Annotated in this window: 22 protein-coding genes; 3 read left to right on the top strand and 19 right to left on the bottom strand. The window is 64.9% G+C overall.

The window, feature by feature from the left end:
* Positions 1–21 precede the first annotated feature (21 nt).
* The 6 genes from WEA77_RS16125 to cysG are packed head-to-tail and all read right to left on the bottom strand — an operon-like array spanning position 22 to position 5,247.
* Positions 22–765 (bottom strand): phosphoadenylyl-sulfate reductase, encoded by a 744-nt coding sequence (locus WEA77_RS16125; RefSeq protein WP_368068892.1) that lies wholly within the window; start codon positions 763–765, stop codon positions 22–24.
* A 5-nt stretch (positions 766–770) separates the two neighbouring features.
* Positions 771–1,259 carry a DUF934 domain-containing protein gene (locus tag WEA77_RS16120; RefSeq protein WP_368068891.1) on the bottom strand — a complete coding sequence of 163 codons (489 nt, stop codon included), beginning with the start codon at positions 1,257–1,259 and terminating at the stop codon, positions 771–773.
* Positions 1,246–2,904, bottom strand: a complete 1,659-nt coding sequence (locus tag WEA77_RS16115; RefSeq protein ID WP_368068890.1) for a nitrite/sulfite reductase — start codon at positions 2,902–2,904, stop codon at positions 1,246–1,248. Before WEA77_RS16115 ends, WEA77_RS16120 begins: the two co-directional genes overlap by 14 nt.
* Complete coding sequence (locus WEA77_RS16110; protein ID WP_368068889.1) at positions 2,897–3,508, bottom strand: glutathione S-transferase family protein; 612 nt, start codon at positions 3,506–3,508, stop codon at positions 2,897–2,899. The genes WEA77_RS16115 and WEA77_RS16110 overlap by 8 nt, the downstream gene beginning before the upstream one ends.
* Positions 3,505–3,807, bottom strand: a complete 303-nt coding sequence (locus WEA77_RS16105; RefSeq protein WP_368068888.1) for a DUF2849 domain-containing protein — start codon at positions 3,805–3,807, stop codon at positions 3,505–3,507. The genes WEA77_RS16110 and WEA77_RS16105 overlap by 4 nt, the downstream gene beginning before the upstream one ends.
* A gap of 6 nt (positions 3,808–3,813) precedes the next feature.
* Entirely contained in the window at positions 3,814–5,247 is a 1,434-nt protein-coding gene (gene cysG / locus WEA77_RS16100) for a siroheme synthase CysG (protein ID WP_368068887.1), read from the bottom strand.
* Between the two features lie 111 nt (positions 5,248–5,358).
* On the opposite strand from cysG, the gene gcvA reads away from it, so the two are divergent.
* Entirely contained in the window at positions 5,359–6,291 is a 933-nt protein-coding gene (gene gcvA, locus WEA77_RS16095; protein ID WP_368068886.1) for a transcriptional regulator GcvA, read from the top strand.
* Between the two features lie 213 nt (positions 6,292–6,504).
* Here the strand turns inward: gcvA and WEA77_RS16090 are convergent, their stop codons facing one another.
* The gene (locus WEA77_RS16090) at positions 6,505–8,328 is read right to left on the bottom strand and encodes a hypothetical protein (protein ID WP_368068885.1); all 1,824 of its coding nucleotides are present in this window, start codon (positions 8,326–8,328) and stop codon (positions 6,505–6,507) included.
* 152 nt (positions 8,329–8,480) lie between these two features.
* The gene (locus WEA77_RS16085) at positions 8,481–8,612 is read right to left on the bottom strand and encodes a hypothetical protein (protein WP_368068884.1); all 132 of its coding nucleotides are present in this window, start codon (positions 8,610–8,612) and stop codon (positions 8,481–8,483) included.
* A 173-nt stretch (positions 8,613–8,785) separates the two neighbouring features.
* On the opposite strand from WEA77_RS16085, the gene WEA77_RS16080 reads away from it, so the two are divergent.
* Positions 8,786–9,190: an Hpt domain-containing protein gene (locus WEA77_RS16080; RefSeq protein WP_368068883.1), complete on the top strand. Its 405-nt coding sequence runs from the start codon at positions 8,786–8,788 to the stop codon at positions 9,188–9,190.
* Here WEA77_RS16080 and WEA77_RS16075 read toward each other — a convergent pair.
* The 10 genes from WEA77_RS16075 to WEA77_RS16030 form a co-directional block, all read right to left on the bottom strand.
* A complete protein-coding gene (locus WEA77_RS16075) occupies positions 9,136–9,480 on the bottom strand; it encodes a chorismate mutase (protein ID WP_368068882.1) in 345 nt (114 codons plus the stop codon). The two genes, WEA77_RS16080 and WEA77_RS16075, sit on opposite strands and share 55 nt — an antisense overlap.
* An 89-nt stretch (positions 9,481–9,569) precedes the next feature.
* Positions 9,570–10,529, bottom strand: a complete 960-nt coding sequence (locus WEA77_RS16070) for a hypothetical protein (RefSeq protein WP_368068881.1) — start codon at positions 10,527–10,529, stop codon at positions 9,570–9,572.
* 11 nt (positions 10,530–10,540) lie between these two features.
* On the bottom strand, positions 10,541–11,419 hold the full coding sequence (gene yghU / locus WEA77_RS16065; protein WP_368068880.1) for a glutathione-dependent disulfide-bond oxidoreductase: 879 nt from the start codon (positions 11,417–11,419) through the stop codon (positions 10,541–10,543).
* A gap of 117 nt (positions 11,420–11,536) precedes the next feature.
* On the bottom strand, positions 11,537–13,075 hold the full coding sequence (gene odhB / locus WEA77_RS16060) for a 2-oxoglutarate dehydrogenase complex dihydrolipoyllysine-residue succinyltransferase (protein WP_368068879.1): 1,539 nt from the start codon (positions 13,073–13,075) through the stop codon (positions 11,537–11,539).
* Positions 13,076–13,107: 32 nt separating this feature from the next.
* Positions 13,108–16,116 carry a 2-oxoglutarate dehydrogenase E1 component gene (locus tag WEA77_RS16055; protein ID WP_368068878.1) on the bottom strand — a complete coding sequence of 1,003 codons (3,009 nt, stop codon included), beginning with the start codon at positions 16,114–16,116 and terminating at the stop codon, positions 13,108–13,110.
* A 145-nt stretch (positions 16,117–16,261) separates the two neighbouring features.
* Positions 16,262–17,164 carry a succinate--CoA ligase subunit alpha gene (sucD, locus tag WEA77_RS16050; RefSeq protein WP_368068877.1) on the bottom strand — a complete coding sequence of 301 codons (903 nt, stop codon included), beginning with the start codon at positions 17,162–17,164 and terminating at the stop codon, positions 16,262–16,264.
* A gap of 5 nt (positions 17,165–17,169) precedes the next feature.
* Positions 17,170–18,363, bottom strand: a complete 1,194-nt coding sequence (gene sucC, locus WEA77_RS16045; RefSeq protein WP_368068876.1) for an ADP-forming succinate--CoA ligase subunit beta — start codon at positions 18,361–18,363, stop codon at positions 17,170–17,172.
* Positions 18,364–18,510: 147 nt separating this feature from the next.
* Positions 18,511–19,752: an MFS transporter gene (locus tag WEA77_RS16040; RefSeq protein ID WP_368068875.1), complete on the bottom strand. Its 1,242-nt coding sequence runs from the start codon at positions 19,750–19,752 to the stop codon at positions 18,511–18,513.
* A gap of 12 nt (positions 19,753–19,764) precedes the next feature.
* A complete protein-coding gene (locus tag WEA77_RS16035; RefSeq protein WP_368068874.1) occupies positions 19,765–20,934 on the bottom strand; it encodes an alkaline phosphatase D family protein in 1,170 nt (389 codons plus the stop codon).
* A gap of 87 nt (positions 20,935–21,021) precedes the next feature.
* Entirely contained in the window at positions 21,022–21,579 is a 558-nt protein-coding gene (locus WEA77_RS16030) for a DUF2306 domain-containing protein (protein ID WP_368068873.1), read from the bottom strand.
* 173 nt (positions 21,580–21,752) lie between these two features.
* Between WEA77_RS16030 and WEA77_RS16025 the strand changes: the two genes are divergently transcribed.
* The gene (locus WEA77_RS16025; protein WP_368068872.1) at positions 21,753–22,508 is read left to right on the top strand and encodes a LytTR family DNA-binding domain-containing protein; all 756 of its coding nucleotides are present in this window, start codon (positions 21,753–21,755) and stop codon (positions 22,506–22,508) included.
* On the opposite strand, the gene WEA77_RS16020 is transcribed toward WEA77_RS16025, so the two are convergent.
* Positions 22,505–23,803 carry a TAXI family TRAP transporter solute-binding subunit gene (locus WEA77_RS16020; RefSeq protein WP_368068871.1) on the bottom strand — a complete coding sequence of 433 codons (1,299 nt, stop codon included), beginning with the start codon at positions 23,801–23,803 and terminating at the stop codon, positions 22,505–22,507. The genes WEA77_RS16025 and WEA77_RS16020 overlap by 4 nt on opposite strands.
* Positions 23,804–23,807: the final 4 nt, after the last annotated feature.

The raw sequence follows: 23,807 nt of genomic DNA, 5'->3' as shown, positions 1-23,807 counted from the left end.
ACTTATCCGCCTACGGATAAATTAAAAAACCCGTGGGCGCTCATTGCGTTCGACGTGAAGGCCGCACTCTGTCTTGTCCTGACCCGCCCAGCGGCCGGCGCGCGGATTGTCCGGGTCGTCTGCCGGCTGCGTGCACGGCCAGCAGCCGATGGAGGGATAGCCTTGTGCAACCAGCGGATGGCGCGGCAGATTGCGCTGCTCCATGAACAGGTCGACATCGTCCTGGTTCCAGCCGGCGAGCGGGTTCACCTTGTACCGGCCAGCGGCATACTCGAATACCGGCAGGCTTATCCGGGCGCCGCCGTGGAAGCGTTTGCGCCCTGTGATCCAGGCCGAATAGCCATTCAGAGCCGGCTCCAGCGGGCGCACCTTGCGCAGGTCGCAGCAGGCATCCGGATTGGATTTCCAGAGCATGGATTTGGGGTCTTTCAGCCGGCGCTCGCCTTCGTTCGGCGCCAGCGTGCGCACGCCCGTCAGGCCCAGCCGTTCGATGATCTCATCGCGGTAGTCCAGCGTCTGCGGAAAGTGCATTCCGGTATCGATGAACTGGATCGGCAGCGACGGGTCCACATCCGCAATCAGCGCCAGCATCACCGCGCTCTCTGCGCCGAAGCTCGAAACATAAGTGAGGTCGTCCGCCCATTCGCGCACGATGGCGGCGCGAAGGATTGTTTGAGCCGAAGCCTGACGCAGCTCGCCGTTCAGGCGGGCCAGCCGGACCGACGGGTCCATCGCAGGGCCTTCAATCATTGTATCGAAGGGCATACGCCTCAGGCTCCGGTTCTCTTTCGGAAGGCGGCTCCCGGGCCGTTGGCTGCAGGCTGGTAGGCCTCAGTGAACTCGGCAAGCGCCTCCAATACCTCAGATACGCTGGCGCGGCGGGTTTCGTAAGCATCGAACCCTGAACGGTGCATGTAGAATATCTGATCGCGCAGGACGTGGCCGACCGCCCGCAGTTCGCCGCAATAGCCGTGGCGGCGGCGAAGCAGCTGGGCCTGGCTGAAGCCGCGTCCGTCCGTGTAGCGGGGGAATTCGACCTCGATCAGCTTCAGGTCCGGCAGGTAGGGCTCCAGCTGCGCCGGGTCATCCGCCGGGCCAAGGCGCACCCCATCCGGCAGCGGGCCGTTCTCCTGCCCCGCTTTCAGGGCGAAAAACCGCGCAAGCGAGACGCTCGTCTGCCCGGCATCGGGGAGCACAGCGCCGTCCGGCACGAAGGTCCAGTCATTGGCGATTTCGGCGCCACCCTTAACCAGCGGCATAGAGGGCATCCTGGAAAGGCTGGTGGCCGAGGCGTTCCAGCGTGTCGATAAACTTCTCGGCCGGCGAGGTCCGCTGCGAACGGTAGAACTCAACGACGCGGTGGATGGCGCCGGGCACGTCTTCAGCCTTCAGTCCAGGCCCGACGATTCGGCCGAGCGCGGCCTTCTCGTCAGCACGCCCGCCCAGGAGGATCTGGTAGAATTCCTCGCCCTTCTTGTCGACGCCGAGGATGCCGATATGGCCGACATGGTGATGCCCGCAGGCATTGATGCAGCCGGACACGTTGATATGCAGCTTGCCGATATCTTCCTCGTAAGCCGGATCCGCAAACACCTTCTGCACTTCCAGCGCCACCGGGATCGAGCGCGCATTGGCAAGATTGCAGAAGTCGAGACCCGGGCACACGATCATGTCGGTGATCCGGCTCTCATTGGCCGCGCCGAGCCCGGCAGCGTCCAGCGTCCTGTAGACCCCCGGCACATCGTCCAGCGCCATATGCGGTAGGATCAGGTTTTGCGCATGGCTGACGCGGATATCTCCGTACCCGTACTTTTCGGCGAGGTCGGCGACGACTTCCATCTGCTTGTCGGTCGCGTCCCCGGGCGCCACGCCCAGCGGCTTGAGGCTCACCGTGACCGAGGTATAGCCCGCCACCTTGTGCGGATGCAGGTTCGTCCTCGTCCAGCGCGCAAAGGCCGGGTCCAGCACTTTCGCAGCTTCGAACAGTTTCGGTACATCCGGCTTCGCGGCCAGCGGCGGCGGCGCGAAATAGGCGTGGATGCGGTCAACCTCCGTCCTCGGCAGGTCGATCTTCTCGGTCTCCCGCTGCGCCGCAAACTCGCCCTCGACCTGGCGGATGTATTCCGCCTCGCCCAGCTCCGTTACGAGGATCTTGATGCGCGCCTTGTACTTGTTGTCACGGCGGCCATAGCGATTGTAGACGCGCATAATCGCCTCGAGATAATCGAGTATCTGCGCTTCCGGCACGAACGCGTTCACCAGCGCCGCAATGTGCGGCGTGCGCCCCTGCCCGCCGCCGACCCAGACTTCAAATCCGGTCACGCCGTCCTTCTGCCTTATATGCAGGCCGACATCATGCACGCGGATCGCCGCGCGGTCATGGTCGGCCGCCGTCACCGCAATCTTGAACTTGCGCGGCAGGAAGGCTAACTCCGGATGGAACGTCGACCACTGCCGGATGATCTCGCACCAGGCACGCGGGTCGAGCAGTTCGTCCTGCGCGGCCCCCGCAAAATGATCCGTGGTGGTATTGCGGATACAGTTGCCCGACGTCTGGATGGCATGCATCTCGACTTCGGCCAGTTTCTCCAGCACCTCCGGAATGTCCTTCAGTGCCACCCAGTTGAACTGGATGTTCTGCCGCGTCGTGAAATGCCCGAAGCCCCGGTCATAATCGCGCGCAATCTCGGCGAGGCGCCGCAGCTGCACGGGCGACAGCTGGCCATACGGGATCGCGATGCGCAGCATGTAGGCATGCAGCTGGAGGTACACGCCGTTCTGCAGCCTCAGCGGCTTGAATTCGTCCTCTGTCAGCGTGCCCGCAAGGCGCCGCGACACCTGCCCGCGAAACTGCGCCACGCGCTCCTCCACGAGGCGGGCGTCAAACTGGTCGTATCTATACATGCCTCACCTCATGCAGGTGCGCCAAGCCAAGCTCAAGCTCGCACCGCGCGACCCAGGCATGCACCGCCGGAAAGTCGCCGAGATCAAACCCGCCCTCAGGCGCCATGCGCGTATAGGCGAGCAGCGAAATGTCGGCGAGCGTCAGTGCCGTCCCGCCCGCAATGAAATCATTCGAGATCAGCGCCATCTCCATGCGGCCCAGTGCACGGCGCCCCTTCGCCATCAGGTCCGCGTCGATCGCATCGTCGGACTTCTTCAGGTAATGCTTCTGGAAGCGGCGCACGGCGATCGTCGGCTCGTGCGAATACTGTTCCCAGAACATCCATTCGAGCATCTTGGCCCGCTCGAACGCATCTTCCGGCACGAGGTCCGAGCCTTCCGCGAAATGCAGGATGATGGCATTCGACTGCGATAGCGTGCGCCCATCATCGAACTGCACCACGGGCACCTGTCCGAACGGGTTCAGCGCCAGGAACCCATCCGTACGCGTCCCTCCCTTCAGGATGTCGATCTTGATCCATTCATGCGCGAGCTGAAGGCGCTCGGCCGCCCATTTCACTTTCAGGCAATTGCCCGAAATGCTGTCGCCAAAAATCCGGATCATGCAGCGCCTCCATAGATCAGCGACATGTCCGCGCGCAGGGATTCGCGCAGCGTTTCCCGGCCGGTGATCTCGCCCGCCACCGAGACTTCCATGAAGTAAGGGTCCGTGATCAGCCCTTCTTCCTTCAGCGCCGCAGCAAGGCGCGCCTCAGCTTCATCGCCGATGAACACGCCGAGATTCGACGCATACTCCGTCCACGAACCATTAGCGCACATCCATGCCGACCGTCCCGTCGCCGTGAACCATCCTGTCACGGATTTCGGCGTTTCGGGTTTCAGTTTCGCGCGAACAGATGTCATGCAGATCTACTCCTCGAGGGCAAGCGCTTCAAACCGCGACGGGCCGGAAAATTCGGGCGGCAGGAACTGGCTGATCTGCACCGCCGACAGTGGCAGTCCCGCCACTTCGCCGATGATCAGCAGCGCCGGGCCAGTGATGCCCTCTTCCGCGATCAGGAAAGGCAGCTCCGCCAGCTCGCCATAGACGCGCACTTCATCGGCCCGCGTCCCATTTTCGATGACGGCAATTGGCGTGCGCGCATCGCGCCCCGCCGCAATCAGGAGCTCGGCGATGATCGGCGCCGTATCGACGCCCATGAACACGACCACTGTCTGCGCCGGGCGTGCCAGCGCCGCCCAGTCCAGATCCGGCACGCCGCCCGCCTTGGCATGGCCGGTCACAAAAGTCAGCGTCTGCGCATGGTCGCGGTGGGTCAGCGGAATCCCTGCCGAGGCTGCACATCCGAGGGCGGACGAAATCCCCGGCACGACATGCACGGCGATGCCTTCGGCCTGCACGGCTTCCAGCTCCTCGCCGCCGCGCCCGAAGATGAACGGGTCGCCGCCCTTCAGCCGCACCACCCGCAGCCCCTCTCGCGCAGACGCCACGAGCCGCACATGTATCTCGGTCTGCGCAACAGAATGATCGCCCTTCGACTTGCCGACCGGCACGCGCGCCGCATCGCGCCGGATCAGGCCGAGAATTTCGGGGCTCACCAGCCGGTCATAATAGACAACGTCCGCTTCCTGCAGCACGCGCAGCGCCTTGAGCGTCAGTAGTTCCGGATCGCCCGGCCCCGCCCCCACGATATGCACCACGCCCGCCGCGCGCCCTGTCGCCAGCGCGGCCGACTTCAGCAGCGCCTCGGCCCTTTCCAGATCGCCTGCATAAGCGGATTCCGCCGCTGGCCCGGTCAGCGCGCGCTCCCAGTAGCTGCGCCGCGCGCCCTTGTCCGGAATCGCCTCGCTCACAAAAACCCGCAGGCTTCGTGCCAGCGCCGCGAGCTCGCCGATCCGCGCCGGCAGGAGTGCCTCGAGCTTCGCGCGCACCGCCTTCGCCAGCACCGGCGCCGCCCCGCCCGAGCCGATCGCCGCTACGATCTCGCCCCGGTCGAGGATCGACGGCACGGTAAAATCACAATCCTCCGGCTGGTCGACCACGTTGACCGGAATGCCCCGCGCCCGCACGGCCGCCAGCGCCTCGGAACGCAGTGTCACATCCGTCTCCGCAATGATCGCGATCCGCGCCCCGGCGAGCGCTGCGCCCGCCTCTGCCCGGCGAACCAATGTCAGACGCGTCCCGAACTCCGCCGCCAGCGCCGCATCGACAAATCCTCCCACCAGCACGAGTTCAGCTGGCGAAGACACCAGCAGGCGCAGCTTGCGCGCTGCTTCCTCGCCGTCCCCGAACACCACGACCCGCGCGCCGTCGAGATTAAAGAATGCCGGAAACTGGCGCATAGGGGCGCAACTCTTTTGTTTAGCGGTGCTGGAGGGACAGATGCACAAAACCTCCTTGACGCCCCTGCAGCAACGGGCAACCCCTAAGTCTATTATTTAGAGAAACTATCCATGTCCGACCCGTCAGACCGTATTCCGCCCCTGAACGCCCTGCGCGCCTTCGAAGCCGCCGCGCGGCGCCTCTCGTTCACGCAGGCGGCCGAAGAGCTGAACGTCACGCCGGGCGCGATTTCGCAGCAGATCAGGCAGCTGGAAGACTTCGCCGGCACCCCGCTGTTCAAGCGTACGGGTCGTTCCGTCCTGCTCACCGACGCCGCCCAGGCCTCCCTCCCCCTCGTCCGCGAGGCGTTCGAGCGGATTTCCGAGGCTGGCCGCATCATGCAGGCCCCCGCCCGCAAAGGCCGGGTCATGGTCTCCTGCGCGCCCTCCTTCGCCGCCAAATGGCTCGCCCCCCGCCTCGAGAAGTTCCACCGCGCCCATGAAGGCACCGAGGCCTGGATCTCGGCCGACATGTCGCTGACTGATTTCAACACCGCCGACGCCGATCTGGCGATCCGCTACGGCCGGGGAACCTATGACGGCCTGAAATCAGAAAAACTGCTGGACGAAACTGTCCTCCCCGTCTGCTCCCCGCGCCAACTCGAAGGTCCGCACGCCATCCGCAAACCCGAGGACCTGAAGCACCACACGCTGCTGCACGACGAAAGCTCGGAGAACGACCCTTCCTGTCCCGACTGGGCGAGCTGGCTGCGCGCCCACGGCGTCTCCGGCGTCGACGGCTCGAAGGGTCCGCGCTTCAACCAGGGCATCCTTGTCATCGAATCAGCCGCCGCGGGCCGCGGCGTCGCCCTCGCCAAGCAAGCCATCGCCGCCAACGACATCGCAGCAGGCCGCCTTGCGGCCCCCTTCGCCAACGGCTCCATCCAGATCGATTTCGGCTACTGGCTCGTCTGGCCCAAAGGCCGCCACCTCTCCCCGGACGTGCGCGCCTTCATTAAATGGATCAAGGACGAGGCCACCGACAGCGAAATCGTCGGCGTTTAGTCCGCAGGCTCTTCGGTGCAGCGCAGCAGGCTGCGATTGAGGTCCACGAGAGCGAACATCCTCAGTCCGAAAGGTTCAAGCTTCGGCGGCGTCAGTCGGGCAATACCGGCGCCCGCAAGCCGGGCTTGGAGCAGAACAATCGCGTTGCACCGAAGTCGATCGCGGGCAAATTCGCAGTTATCCGGTCAGGCGGGTACACGATATGCCCGTCGCTTATAGCGCGGCATCCACCAGCAGGAACGCCGCCAGCCGCGCACTTGCGTTGCGGCTTGTGCTCTGCGTCTGATCCAGCGCGGCGAGCGCGTCGGCCTGTTCCATCACGGCGAACTGGCTGGCCATGTCCATCAGCCGCACATCGCCGCGCAGACGGTGCGAGACACGTTCGACTTCCTTGCCGGCCTGGTCGCGGGTCGCTTCGCGCCGCGCCTCTTCGCCCTTCAGACTGGCGGCGGCGATCCTCTTTTTCGAGCGCGGCCGAAACACATCAGCGAGCGGGATGCCGGACGTCTGCAGGCGCGAGACCAGAGCCTCGGCGACCTGCTCGCGGTCATCCGGCATCGTGCCGGCTTCCTCGCGCGAAATGTCGGAAATGATATCGCGCAGCGCCGAGCCTTTGCCGGAGGGACCCGGCAGCTGGTCGCTGGCGCGGCGGCGCGCCAGCTCCGGTGCGGCCTGCGAATCTTCATGGCGCCGGCGCAGCATCAGCGGCTCTCCGTCCCGCGAAGTCATGTCCCGGCCAAGCACCAGCGGCAGCGCGGACGGCGCCTGCGTCAGGCTGGCGGCAATCACCGCATCGGCGCTCGCCTCAAAAAGATCATCGTCCATCGAGGCGCGGCCGGCCTGCATCCCGCCATTCCCGTTCGCATAGGACGGGGGGTGACCAGTCGCATGCCCGTTCGGGGCGCGGCCATTGCCGGCATGACCGTTCGTGTGCGGAGCTTGCGGCGCAGAAAGGCTCTGGCGCACCGGCGGAGCGGCCAGAGGTTGCGGCTCCGGCGCGCGGATGCCGGTCGTGCGTTCAAGGTTTTCGCCTTCGATCCGCGCGGCATAGCTTGCCGTGCGCAGCGCATAGGCCGCCTGTTCGCCCGCTTCGCGCAGCCGGGCCAGCGCGCGAGCGGCTTCTTCGGCGGCGTTGCGGGTCGCGGAATTGATTTCGGCATTCGCCTGGCGTGCGCCATCAAGGGCCGAGGCGACAGCGCCCTTCAGCGCATCACCGGTGGTTGTGGCGGCGGCTGCGGCGACTTCACTGGCGCGCACGGCGGCGTCCACCGTGCGGCGGGATTGTTCGAGCTTATCCTCGATACGCGTGATCGAGAAGGTCAGCGCCTCGGTCCGCGTCGCCGCTTCGCGGGCGAGGCCGTCGAGCGCTTCCAGGCGGCGCGAGAGATCTTCTCCGGCGCGTGCCATCGATCCCAGCCGGTTCTCGAGCGCGGTATCGGCGCGGCCGACTTCGTCGCTCGCCTGGCGGGCGGCAGAAATCATCATCTGGGCCTGGCGCGGGATCGCCTCGCTCATCGTGCTGATCTGGCTGCGCAGTTCGCGGGCGAGCGCTTCCAGCGCGTGCCGCTCCGCCGCGAGCCGGGTCGCAAGGTCGCGTGCATTGTCGGAGGTCGCGTAGGAAACGGACTCGAGGCGCAGGCGTTCATCGCCGATCTCGCCGCCCATCGCCTTCATCGCGGTCAGCGCCTGCGCCATCGAGCGGTCGACTTCGGCCGCCGCCTGTTTCATCTGCTCGGCAAAGGTGATGCCCTCGGTGCCCGCTTCGCGCGCCGGGGCCATCAGGCGCGAAGTGGCTTCCAGCACCAGCGCATTGGCAGCGGACGCGCGGCGGCTGGAGCGGCCCATGAAGCCGGCCATGATGATGAGGAAAGCGGGCATCAGTGCGGCGATCGCGCCCGCTGCCACGAGCAGCGGCGAAACCTGCTCGGTCAGCGCCATGCCGCCAAGCCCAAGGAAGCCGAGAACCATGCCGGCGATCCAGAGAAGCGCAACCACGACGGCGGTCGTCACCATCCATCCGCCACCGGTCTGCGCCATCTCAAAGTTTTGAGAAGCCTGGTGACGCACAAGGTCGTCCCGGCCCGATGGGCGCACGGAGGAAGCTTCTGTCATGTTCACTGTATAACGCGCCTTGCGTGCTGCCGCGAGGGCAGAATGCACGATTCAAGGTTAAGCCTTTGCAGGGTTCGTCAGCCGAGAAGGGCGATGACAACGGAATCTTTCGCCGGTTTCTCTTCACGCTCGGGGGCGAACTCAATCCCGAGCCAGGCGAGAATCGTCGCCAGAACGAGATTACGGATCAGGATGAGCAGGTCGGTCATCACGCAGTCCCCACGAAAAAAGGCTCCAGACGCCCACCGGACCTAGAAAGGGAAAATATCAGAATTGAACCTTTTCGACAATCGATGAAACGTGAATTTTTTGCGCCAAACGCATCGTTAACAGGATGCTAACGGGCTCCGGTCAGGCTTTCGGGGCACAGGAGACCCGACAGATGACCGAGCCCCGCCCTTCCCTGCCGGTGATGGACCTCGACCATCTTGCCGCGATGACCAGCGGCGATGCTGAACTCGGCATCGAAGTGATCGAGATTTTCCAGCACCAGGCGCAGCTCTGGTCGCGCCTGCTGGACCCGAGGCTGGAAGCGCGCGAATGGTCCGACGCAGCACATACGCTGAAAGGCGCCAGCCTTGGCATCGGCGCGCTGAAACTCGCCGCAGCCTGCGAGCGGGCCGAAAAGGCGGGTCGCGGCGAGGCCGCGCCAAGCACCGCCCATGCGGCGGTTCTGCTGGGAGACGTCAAAGACGCGCTCGGCGAAGCCCTGGAAGCAGCCGCCCGGGCCGCCTACGACTTGACCTTGATTGGCAAGCGCAGCGCGTCACAGCTCGCAAATTCATAGGCGATGCAGCGATCGATCATCGTGCGCCAGACCGGCTCGGCAATCGCCGGCGACAGGCCATGCTTCGGGCATTCGGCCTTCACCTTGGCGACCACATCCTCGATCCGGGCACGGTCGTGCACGATGTTCCGGTCGCCCTTGATGCGCGCAGCGGCGTCCATGAAGGACTGGCGCTCGGCGATGATTTCGACCAGCAGCCGGTCAATCCGGTCGATCTCGTAGCGCACATCGGTCATCGACGCGGCGGTCTCGGCCGTATGGCGGCGCTCGTCGCTGGTATAAGTCGTCATGGGGCTGCCGCCTCTTTTGCCGTTCTGCCGGGTTATATAGGCGGCGCGCCCCGCGCAAGGGACAGGGCGCGTCGCCGCAGCGCAGGGGCCTACCGCTTCGGGAGGCCCAGTTCCTTGTGCAGCTTCGCCAGAAATCGCGGCACATTACCCCCGGCGAAGTAGCCCCACGGAACGGCCGCGGGCGCCGCAAGGCCGGTGAGGTGGTGCTTCAGACGCGGACGGTCAACAAAAGCGACGAACAGGACGGCGAACTGGTTGCGGGCAAAATGGGCTTCGGCGGCGGAGAGTGCGGGGCCGGTTTTCAGGAGCTCGAGGAAGCGGTCATCGAGATCGGCCAGCGATTGCCGGAAAGCCGGTGTGGCCGATTTTGCCTTGAGCGCCGCGGCGGACCCCGGCGCCTCGTTCATGCCGCTTTCGTAGAGCCATTCCTCGATGCAGGCCCGCGCCTTCAGAGCGAGGAAGGCTGCGTTCGGTGCCCGCGCGATCGCGGCATCGGCAAAGGCGTGCATCTCGTCCACGCTGCCATGCCATTTCGGCGCCAGATAGTTCAGCCGGGCGAGGCCTGCGAGGACATTGGGTTCGCCGGCCGCGTCCAGATCGCGAAAAGCCGCCTCGACGCCGCCCTCAACGCCGCGAGCGAGCATTTCTGCACGTATGCGGAAGGCATGCACCGCGCTGTCCTGCGGCGTGAGGCGTGCCGCCTCGTCCAGCGCCGCGTGTGCCTCGTCCGCCATGTCGTACATATTGAAGGCCTGGGCGTCGCTCGTCTGGTCCGCCGTCGCGAAGCCGCGCAGGCGGTGTGCCCAGACGTATCGCAAGCCGCCCTCAATGGCGGCCAGCGACGGGTGGCCGGCCCTCGCTGGCACAGCGGCTCCAATATCGCTCAGAAGACCGAGGCCATCGAGAAAGTGCACACGGTCAGCCGGGTGCAGACCGGCATAGAGCCTGCCAAGGGCAGCGCCGTTGCCAGCTTGCAGAAGCGTCAGGCCCTTCGAAACAAAGGCATTACCTTCCGCCACATCAAAGGCGGGCGCGTTCTTATTGAACAAGCCGAACAGGGTCAGGATCCTGACTGTGCTTCGAGCTTGTCCTGCGTTTTCGTCTCGAAATCGCTGGCATCGTGGCGTTCGCGCAGCTGGTTCTCGGGCTTGCCGTTGGTCGAGTTGACCATCCGGCCGCGCTTCACCGCAGGGCGTTCGCCGATCTGTCTGGTCCAGCGAAGGACGTTTTTGTATTCTTGGACCGACAGGAACTCACCCGCATTGTACACGACGCCGAGCACGACGGCGCCATACCAGGGCCAGATCGCCATGTCGGCGATCGAGTATTCATCGCCCGCCATGTACTCATTTTCGGCGAGGTGGCGGTCGAGCACGTCGAGCTGGCGTTTCACTTCCATCGCATAGCGGTCGATCGCGTATTCGATCTTAGTGGGGGCATAGGCATAGAAGTGGCCGAAGCCACCGCCGAGGAATGGCGCCGAGCCCATCTGCCAGAACAGCCAGGAGAGCGCTTCGGTGCGCTTGCGCGGATCCTTCGGCAGGAATTGCCCGAACTTTTCGGCGAGGTAAAGCAGGATCGAGGCGGACTCGAAGACGCGCTGCGGCGGGCTGACCGAATGGTCCATCAGGGCCGGAATCTTAGAATTCGGATTGGCGGACACGAAGCCGGACGAGAACTGCGTGCCCTCGCCGATATTGATCAACCAGGCATCATATTCGGCGCCCTTGTGGCCGAGTGCGAGGAGCTCCTCGAGCAGGATCGTGACCTTCACGCCGTTCGGCGTGCCGAGAGAGTAGAGCTGCAGCGGGTGCTTGCCGACCTGCAGGTCCTCGTCATGGGTCGGGCCGGCGATGGGGCGGTTGATCGCCGCAAAGCGCCCGCCGCTTTCCTTGTTCCAGATCCAGACCTTGGGCGGTACGTATTCCTGATCGGTCATCTTGCTTCTCCCGCGTTGATCGCTCTGGCGCCTAAGGTCTGGCGTTCCGCGGAAAATACAAGAGGGAGCTGCTCTGAAGTGACCCTACAGCGCAGCTCCCTCCAGAAATCATGGGCCCTAGACTTCCAGCAGCATCCGTTCCGGATCTTCCAGAGCGTCCTTGACGCGGACGAGGAAGGTGACGGCTTCCTTGCCATCGACGATGCGGTGGTCGTAGCTGAGGGCAAGGTACATCATCGGCTTGATAACGATCTGGCCATTGCGCACGATCGGGCGGTCTTCGATACGGTGCATGCCGAGCACGCCAGATTGCGGCGGGTTGAGGATCGGCGTGGACATCAGCGAGCCGTAGATACCGCCATTGGAGATGGTGAAAGTGCCGCCCTGCAGGTCGCCGATGGTCAGCTGGCCATCGCGGGCCTTCTTGCCGAGGCCGGCAATGGCCTTCTCGATATCGGCTAAGGACATTTCATCCGTACCCCGAACAACCGGTACGACGAGGCCCTTCTCGGTTCCGACAGCTACGCCGATGTCATAGTAGTTCTTGTAGATGACATCCTGGCCGTCGATCTCAGCATTGACGGCGGGCACTTCCTTCAGCGCGCTGGTGACCGCTTTCACGAAGAAGCCCATGAAGCCGAGCTTGATGCCGTGGCGGGCGACGAAGGCGTCCTGGTGTTTCTTGCGCAGGTCCATGATGGCCGACATGTCGACATCATTGAACGTGGTGAGCATCGCAGCCGTATCCTGAGCTTCCTTCAGGCGGCGGGCGATGGTCTGGCGCAGGCGGGTCATCCGTACACGTTCTTCACGCGGACCGGTTTCGCGGGGCGGGCGGGCCTGGGTATCGGGCATACTGGGGACTTTCGGCTGGTTCACGTAAGCAAGGGCATCGGCTTTGGTGGCGCGGCCATCACGGCCCGAGCCCGCGATGCCGGAGGGATCGACATTCGCCTCGGCAGCGATGCGGCGCACGGACGGAGCGACCGGGCGCTCGCCGGTTCCGCTGGCACCGGGCGCGGCCGGGGCGGAGACAGTTTTCGCGGGCGCGGCTTCGGCGGCGGCCTTCACCGGCGCCGCCATCGAGGCGCCGATGCGCGCAATCACCGCGCCCGGCGCGACGCTGGCGCCCGGCTCGACGAGCAGTTCGATGATCACGCCATCCGCGGGCGACGGCACTTCGAGCGCAACCTTGTCGGTCTCGATCTCGGCGATGGTCTCGTCCTTCTTTACCTTCTCGCCGACCTTCTTGGAGAAGGAGGCAATCGTGCCTTCGGCAACGCTTTCGCCCATGACCGGGACTTTCACATCAGTGACGCCGCCGGCTGGGACTGCCACCGGCGCGGGCGCGGGCTTAGCGGGGGACGCGGGCGCAGCGGCGGCGGGCTTGGCAGCGGACGCGGGTTTCGCCGCAGCGGCCCCTGCCCCGTTGATCCGCCCAAGGAGGGCGCCGATGCCGACCGTCTCGCCTTCCGGCACGGAGATATCCGACAGCACGCCGTCTTCGCTGGCCGAGACTTCAACCGAGACCTTGTCGGTTTCCAGTTCGACGAGCACGTCGTCCTTCTTCACGGCGTCACCCGTGGCCTTCAGCCAGCGGCCGACGGTGGCTTCCGTGACGCTTTCGCCGAGTGTGGGTACAACAATGTCTGTCATTGGTCAGTGTCCGGAGGGATTGCTGGAGGAGGTCAGGCAGACAGGATCCGGTCGTCGACCGGGTCCGGCGACAGCGCGATCTTGATGAGCGAAGCCTGTTCGGCCTGATGTTTCGACAGGAGGCCAGTGGCAGTGGCGGCGCTGGGCGGACGGCCCGAATATTTCGGGCGCGGCTGGGCATAGCCGGCCTGGCCGGCGCACCATTCGAGCTCGTCGCGGATGAAGGTCCAGCCGCCCATGTTGCGCGGCTCTTCCTGGCACCAGACGATCTCGGCCTGGGTAAAGCGCTTCAGCTCGGTGACCAGCGACTTGCGCGGCACCGGGTAGAACTGCTCGACGCGCAGGAGATAGACATCGTCCATACCCGCCGCTTCCCGCGCTTCGAAAAGATCATAATAGACCTTACCCGAGCAAAGCACGACGCGGCGTATCTTGTTGTCCTTGACGAGCTTCACAGCGCCCTCGCGCCCCGGCGTTTCGGCATCGTCCCACAGGATGCGGTGGAAGGTCGACTTGGCGTTCATGTCGTCGATGGTCGAGGTAGCCAGCTTGTGGCGCAGCAGCGATTTCGGCGTCATGATCACCAGCGGCTTGCGGAACTCGCGGTGGATCTGGCGGCGCAGGGCGTGGAAATAGTTCGACGGCGTGGTCAGGTTGCAGACCTGCATGTTGTCTTCCGCGCACATCTGCAGGAAGCGTTCAAGGCGGGCCGAGGAATGCTCCGGACCCTGACCTTCATAGCCATGCGGCAGCAGCATCACGAGACCCGACATGCGCAGCCATTTGCGCTCGGCGGACGAGATGAACTGGTCGAAATAGACCTGCGCGCCGTTGCAGAAGTCTCCGAACTGCGCCTCCCAGAGGGTCAGCGTGTTCGGATCGGCGAGCGAGTATCCATACTCGTAACCGAGCACGGCTTCCTCGGAGAGCAGCGAGTCGATCACCTCATAGGGCGCCTGGCCTTCGCGGATATGGTTCAGCGGCGTGTGGCGCTCGCCGTTGGTCTGGTCGACCATATGGCTGTGGCGTTGCACGAAGGTGCCGCGCCCGACATCCTGACCGGAAAGGCGGACCGGGAAGCCTTCGTCGAGCAGGCTGGCGAAGGCCAGATGCTCCGCGCCGCCCCAGTCGATCTCCTTGCCGGTCTCGTAGCTTTCGCGGCGGCGGGCGAGGACGCGGTCCACCGTCTTGTGGATGTCGACACCTTCCGGCACGCGCGTGATTGCATCGCCGAGTTCCTTGAGCTTGGCTTTCGCCACGCCGGTCTTGCCGCGGCGGTCATCATCAATCGGCAGGCTGAAGCCCGACCAGTGGCCTTCCAGCCAGTCGGCCTTGTTCGTCTTGAGGTCCTTCGCGGCAGTGAAGGCCTGTTCGAGGAAGCCCTCGAACGCCTTGACCTGCGTCTCGACCTGTTCAGCGGTGAGCAGGCCCTCGGCGACGAGGCGCTTGCCATATATTTCGCGCGTCGACGGCAGGTCCTTAATCACCTTGTACATGATCGGCTGGGTCATCGTCGGATCGTCGCCTTCGTTGTTACCGAAGCGGCGATAGCAGAACATGTCGATGACAACGTCCTTGCAGAATTTCTGGCGGTATTCGGTGGCGACCTTTGCGGCATAGACCACCGCTTCCGGATCGTCGCCGTTGATGTGGAAGATCGGCGCCTGGACCATCAGCGCAACATCCGACGGATACGGCGAGGAGCGCGAATACATCGGGCTCGTGGTGAAGCCGATCTGGTTGTTGACGATGAAGTGGATGGTGCCGCCGGTGCGGTAGCCCTGCAGGCCCGAGAGCGCGAAACATTCTGCCACAACGCCCTGCCCCGCGAAGGCGGCATCGCCGTGCAGGAGGAGGGGGAGTTTCTTAGAGCGGTCGAGCTTGCCGGTCTGCTGGGACTCGGTGAACTGCTTGGCGCGCGTGCGGCCGAGGACGACCGGATTGACCGCCTCGAGGTGCGACGGGTTGGCGTTCATGGTGAGGTGGACGGTGTTGCCGTCGAACTCCCGGTCAGACGAGGCGCCGAGGTGGTATTTCACATCGCCCGAGCCGAAGCTTCCGGAACCCTGCGTGGAGCCGCCCTGGAACTCATGGAAGATTTTTTCGTAGCTCTTGCCCATCACGGCCGCGAGCATATTAAGGCGGCCGCGGTGCGGCATGCCGACGACAATCTCGTTGACGCCGAGAGCGCCGCCGCGCTTGATGATCTGCTCCAGCGCCGGAACTGCCGCTTCGCCGCCATCGAGGCCGAAGCGCTTGGTGCCAGGGAAGCGTTTGTGCAGGAAGCGCTCGAAGCTTTCAGCTTCGATCAGCTTGCCGAGGATGGCCAGCTTGCCTTCGCGCGTGAAGGCGACGCCCTTGTCGGGGCCTTCCATGCGCTCCTGCAGCCAGGATTTCTCTTCCGGGTCAGAGATGTGCATGAACTCGATGCCGAGCGTCGAGCAATAGGTACGCTTGAGGATGTCCAGCATCTGCGTCGGCGTAGCATGCGCGAGGCCGAGATAGCCGTCGATGAAAACGCTGCGGTCCATGTCCCCGGGCCCGAAACCATAGGTCGCAGGGTCGAGTTCGGGCTGGTGCTCGGGCGTGTCGAGGCGCAGCGGATCGAGATTGGCCGCAAGGTGGCCGCGCATCCGGTAGGCGCGGATCATCATGATCGCGCGGATCGAGTCGGTCACGGCGCGGGAGATGTCGACCGGGGCAGCAGCAGGCGCGCCGGCCTTGATCTTTTTCTCCAGCTTCGGCTCCAGCAGCGCCCAGTCGCCGTCGAAGGCGGCGACCTGTTCGTCGCGGGCGGGCATTGGCCAGCCCTGGCGTTTCCAGCTGGCGCCCCTGGCATTGGTGGTGGCGCTGGCCGCGTCGTCGCCGAGGTCAGCGAAGAAGGCGCGCCAGCTTTCCGGCACCGACGCGGGATCTTTCGCATAGGCGGCCTGCATCTGTTCGATCCAGAGCGCCGAGCCCCCGTAGAGGAACGCCGTTTCCAGCATCGCCGAGTTGCCCGAGCTGCGCGGACCGTTCACCGGGCTGCCATCGTCTGCCATTGAAAAATCATCCTTCCAGAGCTGCCGCCCCCGGCAAGCATATGGGGGCGGATGATGCCGCCTGCAGGTCACGGGCTGCAGAGCCCCGCCTGCAAACCGCGCCGCCTTCAGGCAATCACAGCTGCAGGCTAAACCAGAGGGTCTTCTAACCCTTTAACACTTCGACCAGCGTCGTACCAAGACGCGCCGGGCTTGGGCTTACACGGATTCCCGCAGCTTCCATTGCCGCAATCTTGGATTCCGCATCGCCCTTCCCGCCAGAGACAATCGCGCCGGCATGGCCCATCGTGCGGCCCTTCGGAGCAGTGCGGCCCGCGATGAAGCCGGCCATCGGTTTCCTGCGGCCGCGCCTGGCTTCGTCGATGAGGAACTGCGCGGCCTCCTCTTCGGCCGAGCCGCCGATTTCGCCGATCATGATGATCGACTTGGTCTCGTCATCGGCCAGAAACATCTCGAGCAGGTCGATGAACTCGGTGCCTTTGACCGGGTCGCCGCCGATGCCGACAGCGGTGGTCTGGCCGAGGCCGGCATTGGTGGTCTGGAACACCGCTTCATAAGTCAGCGTGCCGGAGCGCGAGACGATGCCGACCGAGCCCTTCTTGAAGATGGAGCCCGGCATGATGCCGATCTTGCATTCGTTCGCCGTGATGATGCCGGGGCAGTTTGGACCGATCAGGCGCGACTTGGATTTCGCGAGCTTCGCCTTGACGCGGACCATGTCCATGACCGGGACACCTTCGGTGATGCAAACGATCAGCGGGATTTCCGCGTCAATGGCTTCCTCGATGGCGGCGGCGGCGCCCGCAGGCGGGACGTAGACCACCGAAGCCGTTGCGCCGGTTTTGGCCTTGCCTTCCGCGACGGAGGCGAAGATCGGCAATTCCTTGCCGTTCGCTGCCGTCCACATCTCGCCGCCCTTCCTGGGGTGGATGCCGCCGACCATCTGCGTGCCGTAATATTCAAGCGCCTGGCTGGTATGGAACGAGCCGGTATTGCCGGTCATGCCTTGCGTCAGGACTTTCGTGTTCTTGTCGATCAGAATGGACATGACGCTTAACCCCGCACCGCTTTGACAATTTTCTGGGCCGCATCATCGAGATCGTCTGCGGAAATGACGTTGAGACCGCTTTCGCGGATGATCTTCTTGCCGAGTTCGACGTTCGTGCCTTCAAGGCGCACGACCAGCGGAACGGAAAGGTTCGTTTCTTTCACGGCTGCGATCACGCCTTCGGCGATGACATCGCATTTCATGATGCCGCCGAAGATGTTCACGAGGATGCCCTTCACGTTCGGGTCCTTCATGATGATCTTGAAGGCGGCTGCCACCTTCTCCTTGCCGGCGCCGCCGCCGACGTCGCAGAAGTTTGCCGGCTCTTCACCATGGAGCTTGATAATGTCCATGGTCGCCATCGCGAGGCCGGCGCCGTTGACCATGCAGCCGATCGTGCCGTCGAGCGCAATATAGGCAAGGTCCCATTCGGCGGCTTCGAGTTCCTTGGCGTCCTGTTCGGTTTCATCCTTCAGGGCCGCAACATCGGGGTGGCGAAACAGCGCGTTGCCGTCAAACGAGACTTTCGCGTCGAGCACGCGCAGGTGGCCGTCCTTCATCACGATGAGGGGGTTCACCTCCAGCATCGCCATGTCCTTCTCGGTGAAGGCCTTGTAGAGGATCGGGAAGAGTTTGAGGCCGTCTGCGGCGGCGGTGCCGGTGAGGTGCAGCGCGGCGTTGAGCTTCTGGGCATCCGCCGGCGTCACGCCGACCAGCGGGTCGATCTGCACGGTGAGGATTTTTTCCGGCGTGTCATGCGCGACCGCCTCGATATCCATGCCGCCTTCGGTGGAGACGACGAAGGCCACGTTTGAGGTGGACCGGTCCACGAGGATCGACAGGTAGAGTTCTTTTTCAATGTCGGCGCCGTCTTCGACATAGAGCCGGTTCACCTGCTTGCCGGCGGCAGAGGTCTGCGCGGTCACGAGGTGACGCCCAAGCATCGCTTCGGCATGCTTCTTCACGTCTTCCTTTGAGAAGGCGAGGCGGACGCCGCCCTTCTCGCCGGCCTCCTTCTCGATGAACTTGCCCTTGCCGCGGCCACCTGCGTGGATCTGGCTTTTGACGACCCAGAGCGGGCCGGGCAGCGAATCAACGGCCTTCTGCACGTCTGCCAGCGACAGGACTGGCACACCTTCAGCCACCGGCGCACCGAAGGATTTCAGCAGCGCCTTGGCCTGGTATTCGTGAATGTTCATGGAGTTTTCCCTGTTCGGGGGCAGGACGGGGCGCCTCTCGCCCGCCTCTCCCCCTTGTGGTTCGCGCCGCTGTATACCAGCAGAATCGCCTGTAGCAATCGCCTGAGTACTAGGGTTTGGACCCAGAGGTCACGATTTGCCCCGCCGTCAATTCGCGTCGCCCGCCCGCGGGTCAGGCGCGGGCACGGCGACCGACGTGGCTTCGGCGGGCATAAAGGCCTCGGGCGCGACGGTCGCGGGGGGCGCGCGGACGCGGCTGCGGACCAGCATGATCCCGGCCAGCAGGAACAGGCCGGAAGCCGCAAGGCCGAACAGGGCCTGCGGCCCGCTGAGGCTCATCGCCACGCCTGACAGTATGGGCCCGGCCACTGAGCCCGCCGCCCAGACGAACAGGATGCCGCTCATCACCTGCGGAATTCGGCCGGGTCCGGCGCGGTCAATCGCGTGGGCCGCGCAGACGCCATAGAACGAGAACGCGCCCGCGCCCCAGAGGCACAGCAAGGCCAGAACAACAGGTTCGCTGAAACGCGTGCCTCCGGCCGCCAGCGCCAGCGCTGCCGCGCCGGAGAACAGCGACAGGCCGGCCACCACGAGGCGCCGCTCCATCCGGTCGGATATCCGCCCGGCCGGCCATTGGACCAGAAGCGCGCCGGCCGCCGCCGCCGCTGCAGCCAAGGCGGCCGCACCGGTTCCGCCCCCGCCAATTGCGAATGTGCTCGTCCAGGTCGGCAGCAGAGCCAGCGTACCTGTGTTGAGCAGGCCGGCGAGGAAAGACCCGGTCACAGCCGAGGGTGCGAGCCGGAACAGATCCAGCGGACGCATCACCTCTCGCCCCGGCGGCGAAGGTTCTGCCTGCCGTGTCAGGCACATCGTGACGAGCGACAGGCAGAGCAGGATCGACACCCAGCTGAGGCCGCGCGGATCGAGCGCCGAAAGTCCGAAGGCGAGGAAAGGGGCCAGCAATCCGGCTATCCGGGAGAGGAAGTAGTAGAAACCCATCATGTCGCCGCGCCGGTCTTTCGGGACGGCCTGTCCCAGCCAGCTTTCAGCGCTCGCGAACAGAAGGCCGAAGCCGATGCCCTGCATCACGCGCGCGGCGCCCCAGGCGGCGATACCGGGCACCATGCCCATCACCAGCGCGAAGACAGCCGTGATCGCGGCGGCGGCGGCATAGAGCCGGATGGTGCTGTAACGGCCAAGCAAGGCGGGTCCGGCCCAGGCGCCGGCCATGAAACCCGCAGAATAGAGCGCGCCGATCAGCCCGGTAAGCGTTTCACCGGCCTTGAGTTCAGTCAGCCCGACCGGCGTGATGACGCCAAGAAAACTCGCCGCCGCCTGCATGAGGCAGATCGCGAGGATCAGCGTGATCACATTTCTGTAGCCCGACATTCGCGTTGCGGTTCAGCGGAACTTTGCCGTCATCTCGCGCACCGTCTCGCCGGTATTCGACTGGATGCCGAAGCTGACCGTGCCGCCTGCCCAGTCGATGTCGATAGCGCCGTAATTTTCGGGCGGGTAGCCCTCCCCCACCTGCGCGCGGTCCACCTCGGTCGTGGTCGCGGCGAAGGAGACGTTGATCGAGGAAGCCGTGATCTCGCTGACCGGGTAAGGCAGCGCGGTATCGTCCTTGTAGAGGAAGGCGGTGTGGCGGTCGCCGGAGACGAAGACGACGCCCTTGGCTTCGGTTTCGCGCACGAGGCGGTAGAGGCGCTGCTGTTCCAGTGGCAGGCGTGACCAGGCCTCGTAGCCATGGCTGTCGGTGGCGAGGACCTGGATGGAGGACACGATCAGGCGCAGGTCAGCGGGGTCCTGCAGCCGGTTTTCCAGCCAGGTCCACTGGTCGTTACCCAGCATGTCCTGTTCCGGATCGGCGGAGGGGATATAGCGTTCCTTGCCTTTCTGGTTCCAGGCGTCCGTCGGCGTCAGGGCGGAGCGGAAGAAGCGCGTGTCGAGCACGATGACCTGCGTGCGCTGGCCTTCAGGGCCGAAAGTGCGGGCGTAGTAGGTACCGGGCCAGGCGCCGACATCCTCGTTCTCGAGGCCCCAGAAACGTTCGTGGATACGCTCGGCGAGGCGGCGGAACGGGAATTCGCGGCCGGCATCGTTGGCACCGAAATCATGGTCGTCCCACGCCACCATCATCGGGAACTTCGCGCGCACCGCCTTGAAATCCTCGCGCGCCGCGAGATCGCGGAAGCTGGCGCGCAGCTCGTCCAGTTCCGGCTGGTTGTTGACATAGGCGGGGCCGTCGCGGTCGCCGTAGACATTGTCGCCGATCATCAGGAAGAGGTCAGCCGTCTCGCCGGCAAGGGAGCGCATGGCAGCGCTGTCCGGTTTCTCTTCATCGAGGCAGGACGCGACGAGGATGCGTATCAGAGCGCTCGAGGCATCCGGCAGCGCCGCGCCGGCCGGCGCGCGCGGGTAAAAGTCGTCGGGCAGTGTGCGGTAATAAGACTCCAGCGCGTCATCGGCGCTTTTCGGCGCAAAGACATCGCCGATCATCGGCAATTCGGCGGGAGACTGGCAGGCCGCCAGCACAAACAGGATTGCGAGTGATGTGAGTTTTTTCATGATTGCCTCCTCAGCGCCGGACAGGCCCTGAGGAGACTCCTAGCGGTGTTCTGCGACAGCCGTAAGGCGTCAATCGACCGCCCTAGATCAGGCCGTGAAGAGGAGGTGCCACATCAGGCGGCCAGGCAGGAAGCTGAACAGGCCCGCGATCAGCATGCCGCCGAAAAACATACTGGTCATTTCCTTGCGGTGTTTGGCGATGTCCCGGCGGCGCGCGGCGACGAGCGCCATGGGCAGCACAATGACGGTCCAGCCCGAGAGGAGATGGATCAGGCTGTAGCTGTCACCGTTGAGGCCGGTGAGGAAGAAAGAGCTGATCGCCGTCACACTCATGGTGACGACCCAGGTGTAGCCGAGGACCCGGTGGTGCAAGCGGCCCTTGACCCCGAGCAGAAGCGCGGTGCCGATGGCGAAGGAGAGCAGCGCTCCGGCAATGTGCGCCTGAAGGATGGGCGAAACTTCGAGCAGCGGGGAAAGATCGATCCGAAGCTTTACCGCGCCGGTGCCCTGCCCGGCCAGCATGGCCTGTGACAGGAAGGCGTATCCGGTGATGGCGGCGGCCACGAGCAGCTTGTTGCCATGCCGCGCCTGAAGGTGGCGGAACGAAAACGGAGAGGCGGAGCGGGGGGCGGCGAGGTCGGTCATTGGTTTGGACTCCAGAGGATTTATGGACAGTTTCTGGACGGTGTCTCGTCCGGCCTGATCAACATCGCTGCCGCTTCCCGCCCCCGCCACCGCAACTACGTGTCCGGGGTGGAATCCTTCGCGAAATACCGCCAATACCGTTCGCGAAGCGCGAAGCGAGGCCCGGATCCGGCATGAACCCGCCAAAGGACAGACTAACCCGCTTGAGGGAGGCAGGCGTCTACGCGGGCGCCGCGCTGTTTCTGTCGATAGTCGGCCCCTTCAACGCGACGCCCGGGTTTCCGGCCTGGGCCGTGTTCCTCTACTGGTTTGCGCTGATCTTGCTGGGCAGCCTCTCGGCAGAGTTCGCTGGGCGTTGGCTTGAACAGGCATTTCCGGACCTGCCTGTGCCGGTTAACCTCATGCTGCTTTCCGTTGCTGCCGCGCTGGTCGTCACCTGCGCCGTATTCGCAGTCGAAACCGTCTTGATGCGCCGCGAAATGTCACTCGCGTACGCGCCCAGGATCTTCGGGCTCGTCTGGGTCATCTCAGCCGGGATGACAGCCGTTGGCTATATGGCGGACAAGTCTATCCTCGCGCCTGCGCCAGTTGATGCGCTGGAGGGCGCCGGGCCCGTCGAGACATTCCTGTCGCGCTTGCCCCTCAAGTTCCGGCAGGCGGAACTGCATGCGGTCTCTTCGGAGGACCATTACCTGCGCGTGCACACGAGCCTGGGCGAGGAGCTGATCCTGATGCGCCTTGCAGATGCCATTCGCGAGCTGGAAGGCGGCGGGGGGCTGCAGGTGCACCGGTCCTGGTGGGTGGCGAAGGCAGCGGTGCGCGATGTGAAGCGGCAGGGCGGCAAGGTCTCGCTGGTGCTGCCTTCGGGCAAGGAAGCCCCGGTCTCGCGCACCTATGCCACCGAGGCTAAGGCCGCCGGGCTGATCTAGGCGATAGCAGCCGGCGCGGTGCCCGGCGCCGCGCTGAGCAGTTGCTTCACGAACTCGACATGACTGCGCAGACGGTAAAGATCATCATTGTAGAATAGCGGCACTTCCAGCTTGCCGATGTCGGCCTGCAGGCGCTCCAGGCGGCTGATTACCGAGGTGCGCGGCTCGCCCTGCGGGGTTGCACGGCCTTCTTCCTCAAGGGCGCGCAGGTCCTTGTACCAGACATAGATCCGGCGACGCACGCGCCAGCGGTAGATCGGCGGCGCCGCGCGCACGAGCGGGAAAGCCAGCGTCAGCAGCGGAATCGCGAGGACCCAGGTGCGGTCGAGGAAGTTGGCCACGCTGAACGGAAAGTACCGCCTGAGGAAGGACGGGCCATCGCGGTAGAACCGTGTGGTCTGCTTGCTGACCGGCAGGTCGGTATTGCCGGCATTCGGAAACCGGCCGGCGGGCGAGAACAGGCTTTTCTCCGAATGGATGGCCAGCGCGGCGTCCAGCAGGACGGCCTCGATCGCGGGGTGGACATCATTGCGCACCACCAGCTGGGAGACGGCGGCGACGAGCGCAACGTCGCGTTCCGGAATGTCGGCGCCGATATCGGCAACGCCGCGCAGCAGAATGACGGCGGCGAGCCCCTCTTCCCGCCGGGCAATCGCCTCGGCGCGGGCAAAGGGAAGCAGGCGGATATCTCCGGCGCGCAGCAGGTCCTGAATATAAGCGGCGTCCGGAGACGCCGCGAAGGCAGCCGCGTCGATTTCGCCGGCGCGGAGCGCAGCTTCGGCGTCGCGGGTAGACATCCCCAGACGGGCGCCGTTGGGCCAGTTGCCGCCATAGGCGGTCTGCAATTCATGGGCTAGCGCGCGGGTGCCGGAGCCTTCCGGGCCGATGGAGAACCGCAGGGATTTCAGGTCACCGAAATCGTCGGCGGCAGCGTTGCTGCGCACGAAGACCCAGAACGGCTCCTCGAACAGCCCGCCGAGGGAGCGGAGCACCTTTTCTTCGGTCACACCGGTCAGGCCGCCCTGCACCAGCGCGACATCAATGAAGTCGTCTTCCAGCAGGCGGAGATTGTCGATCGAGCCGGCCGTGTCGATCAGCTCGACGTCCACGCCCTGTTGCGCCAGCAGGCGCTGATAGCGCTCGGCATAGGCATGATAAGCGCCGCCCGGGGCCCCGGCGCCAAAGCGGATGGTCTTCGGCGGCGCCGGCTCCATCAGGAACAGGGCGACCAGGAACCCGGTCACGGCGACCGCGATCACCGGCCCGTAAATGCGCCACATACCCCCGCCCTTCATCGAT

It is taken from the genome of Hyphomonas sp. (assembly GCF_040882205.1).
Lineage (GTDB): Bacteria > Pseudomonadota > Alphaproteobacteria > Caulobacterales > Hyphomonadaceae > Hyphomonas.
This window is presented reverse-complemented; position numbering and strand designations above follow the sequence as displayed.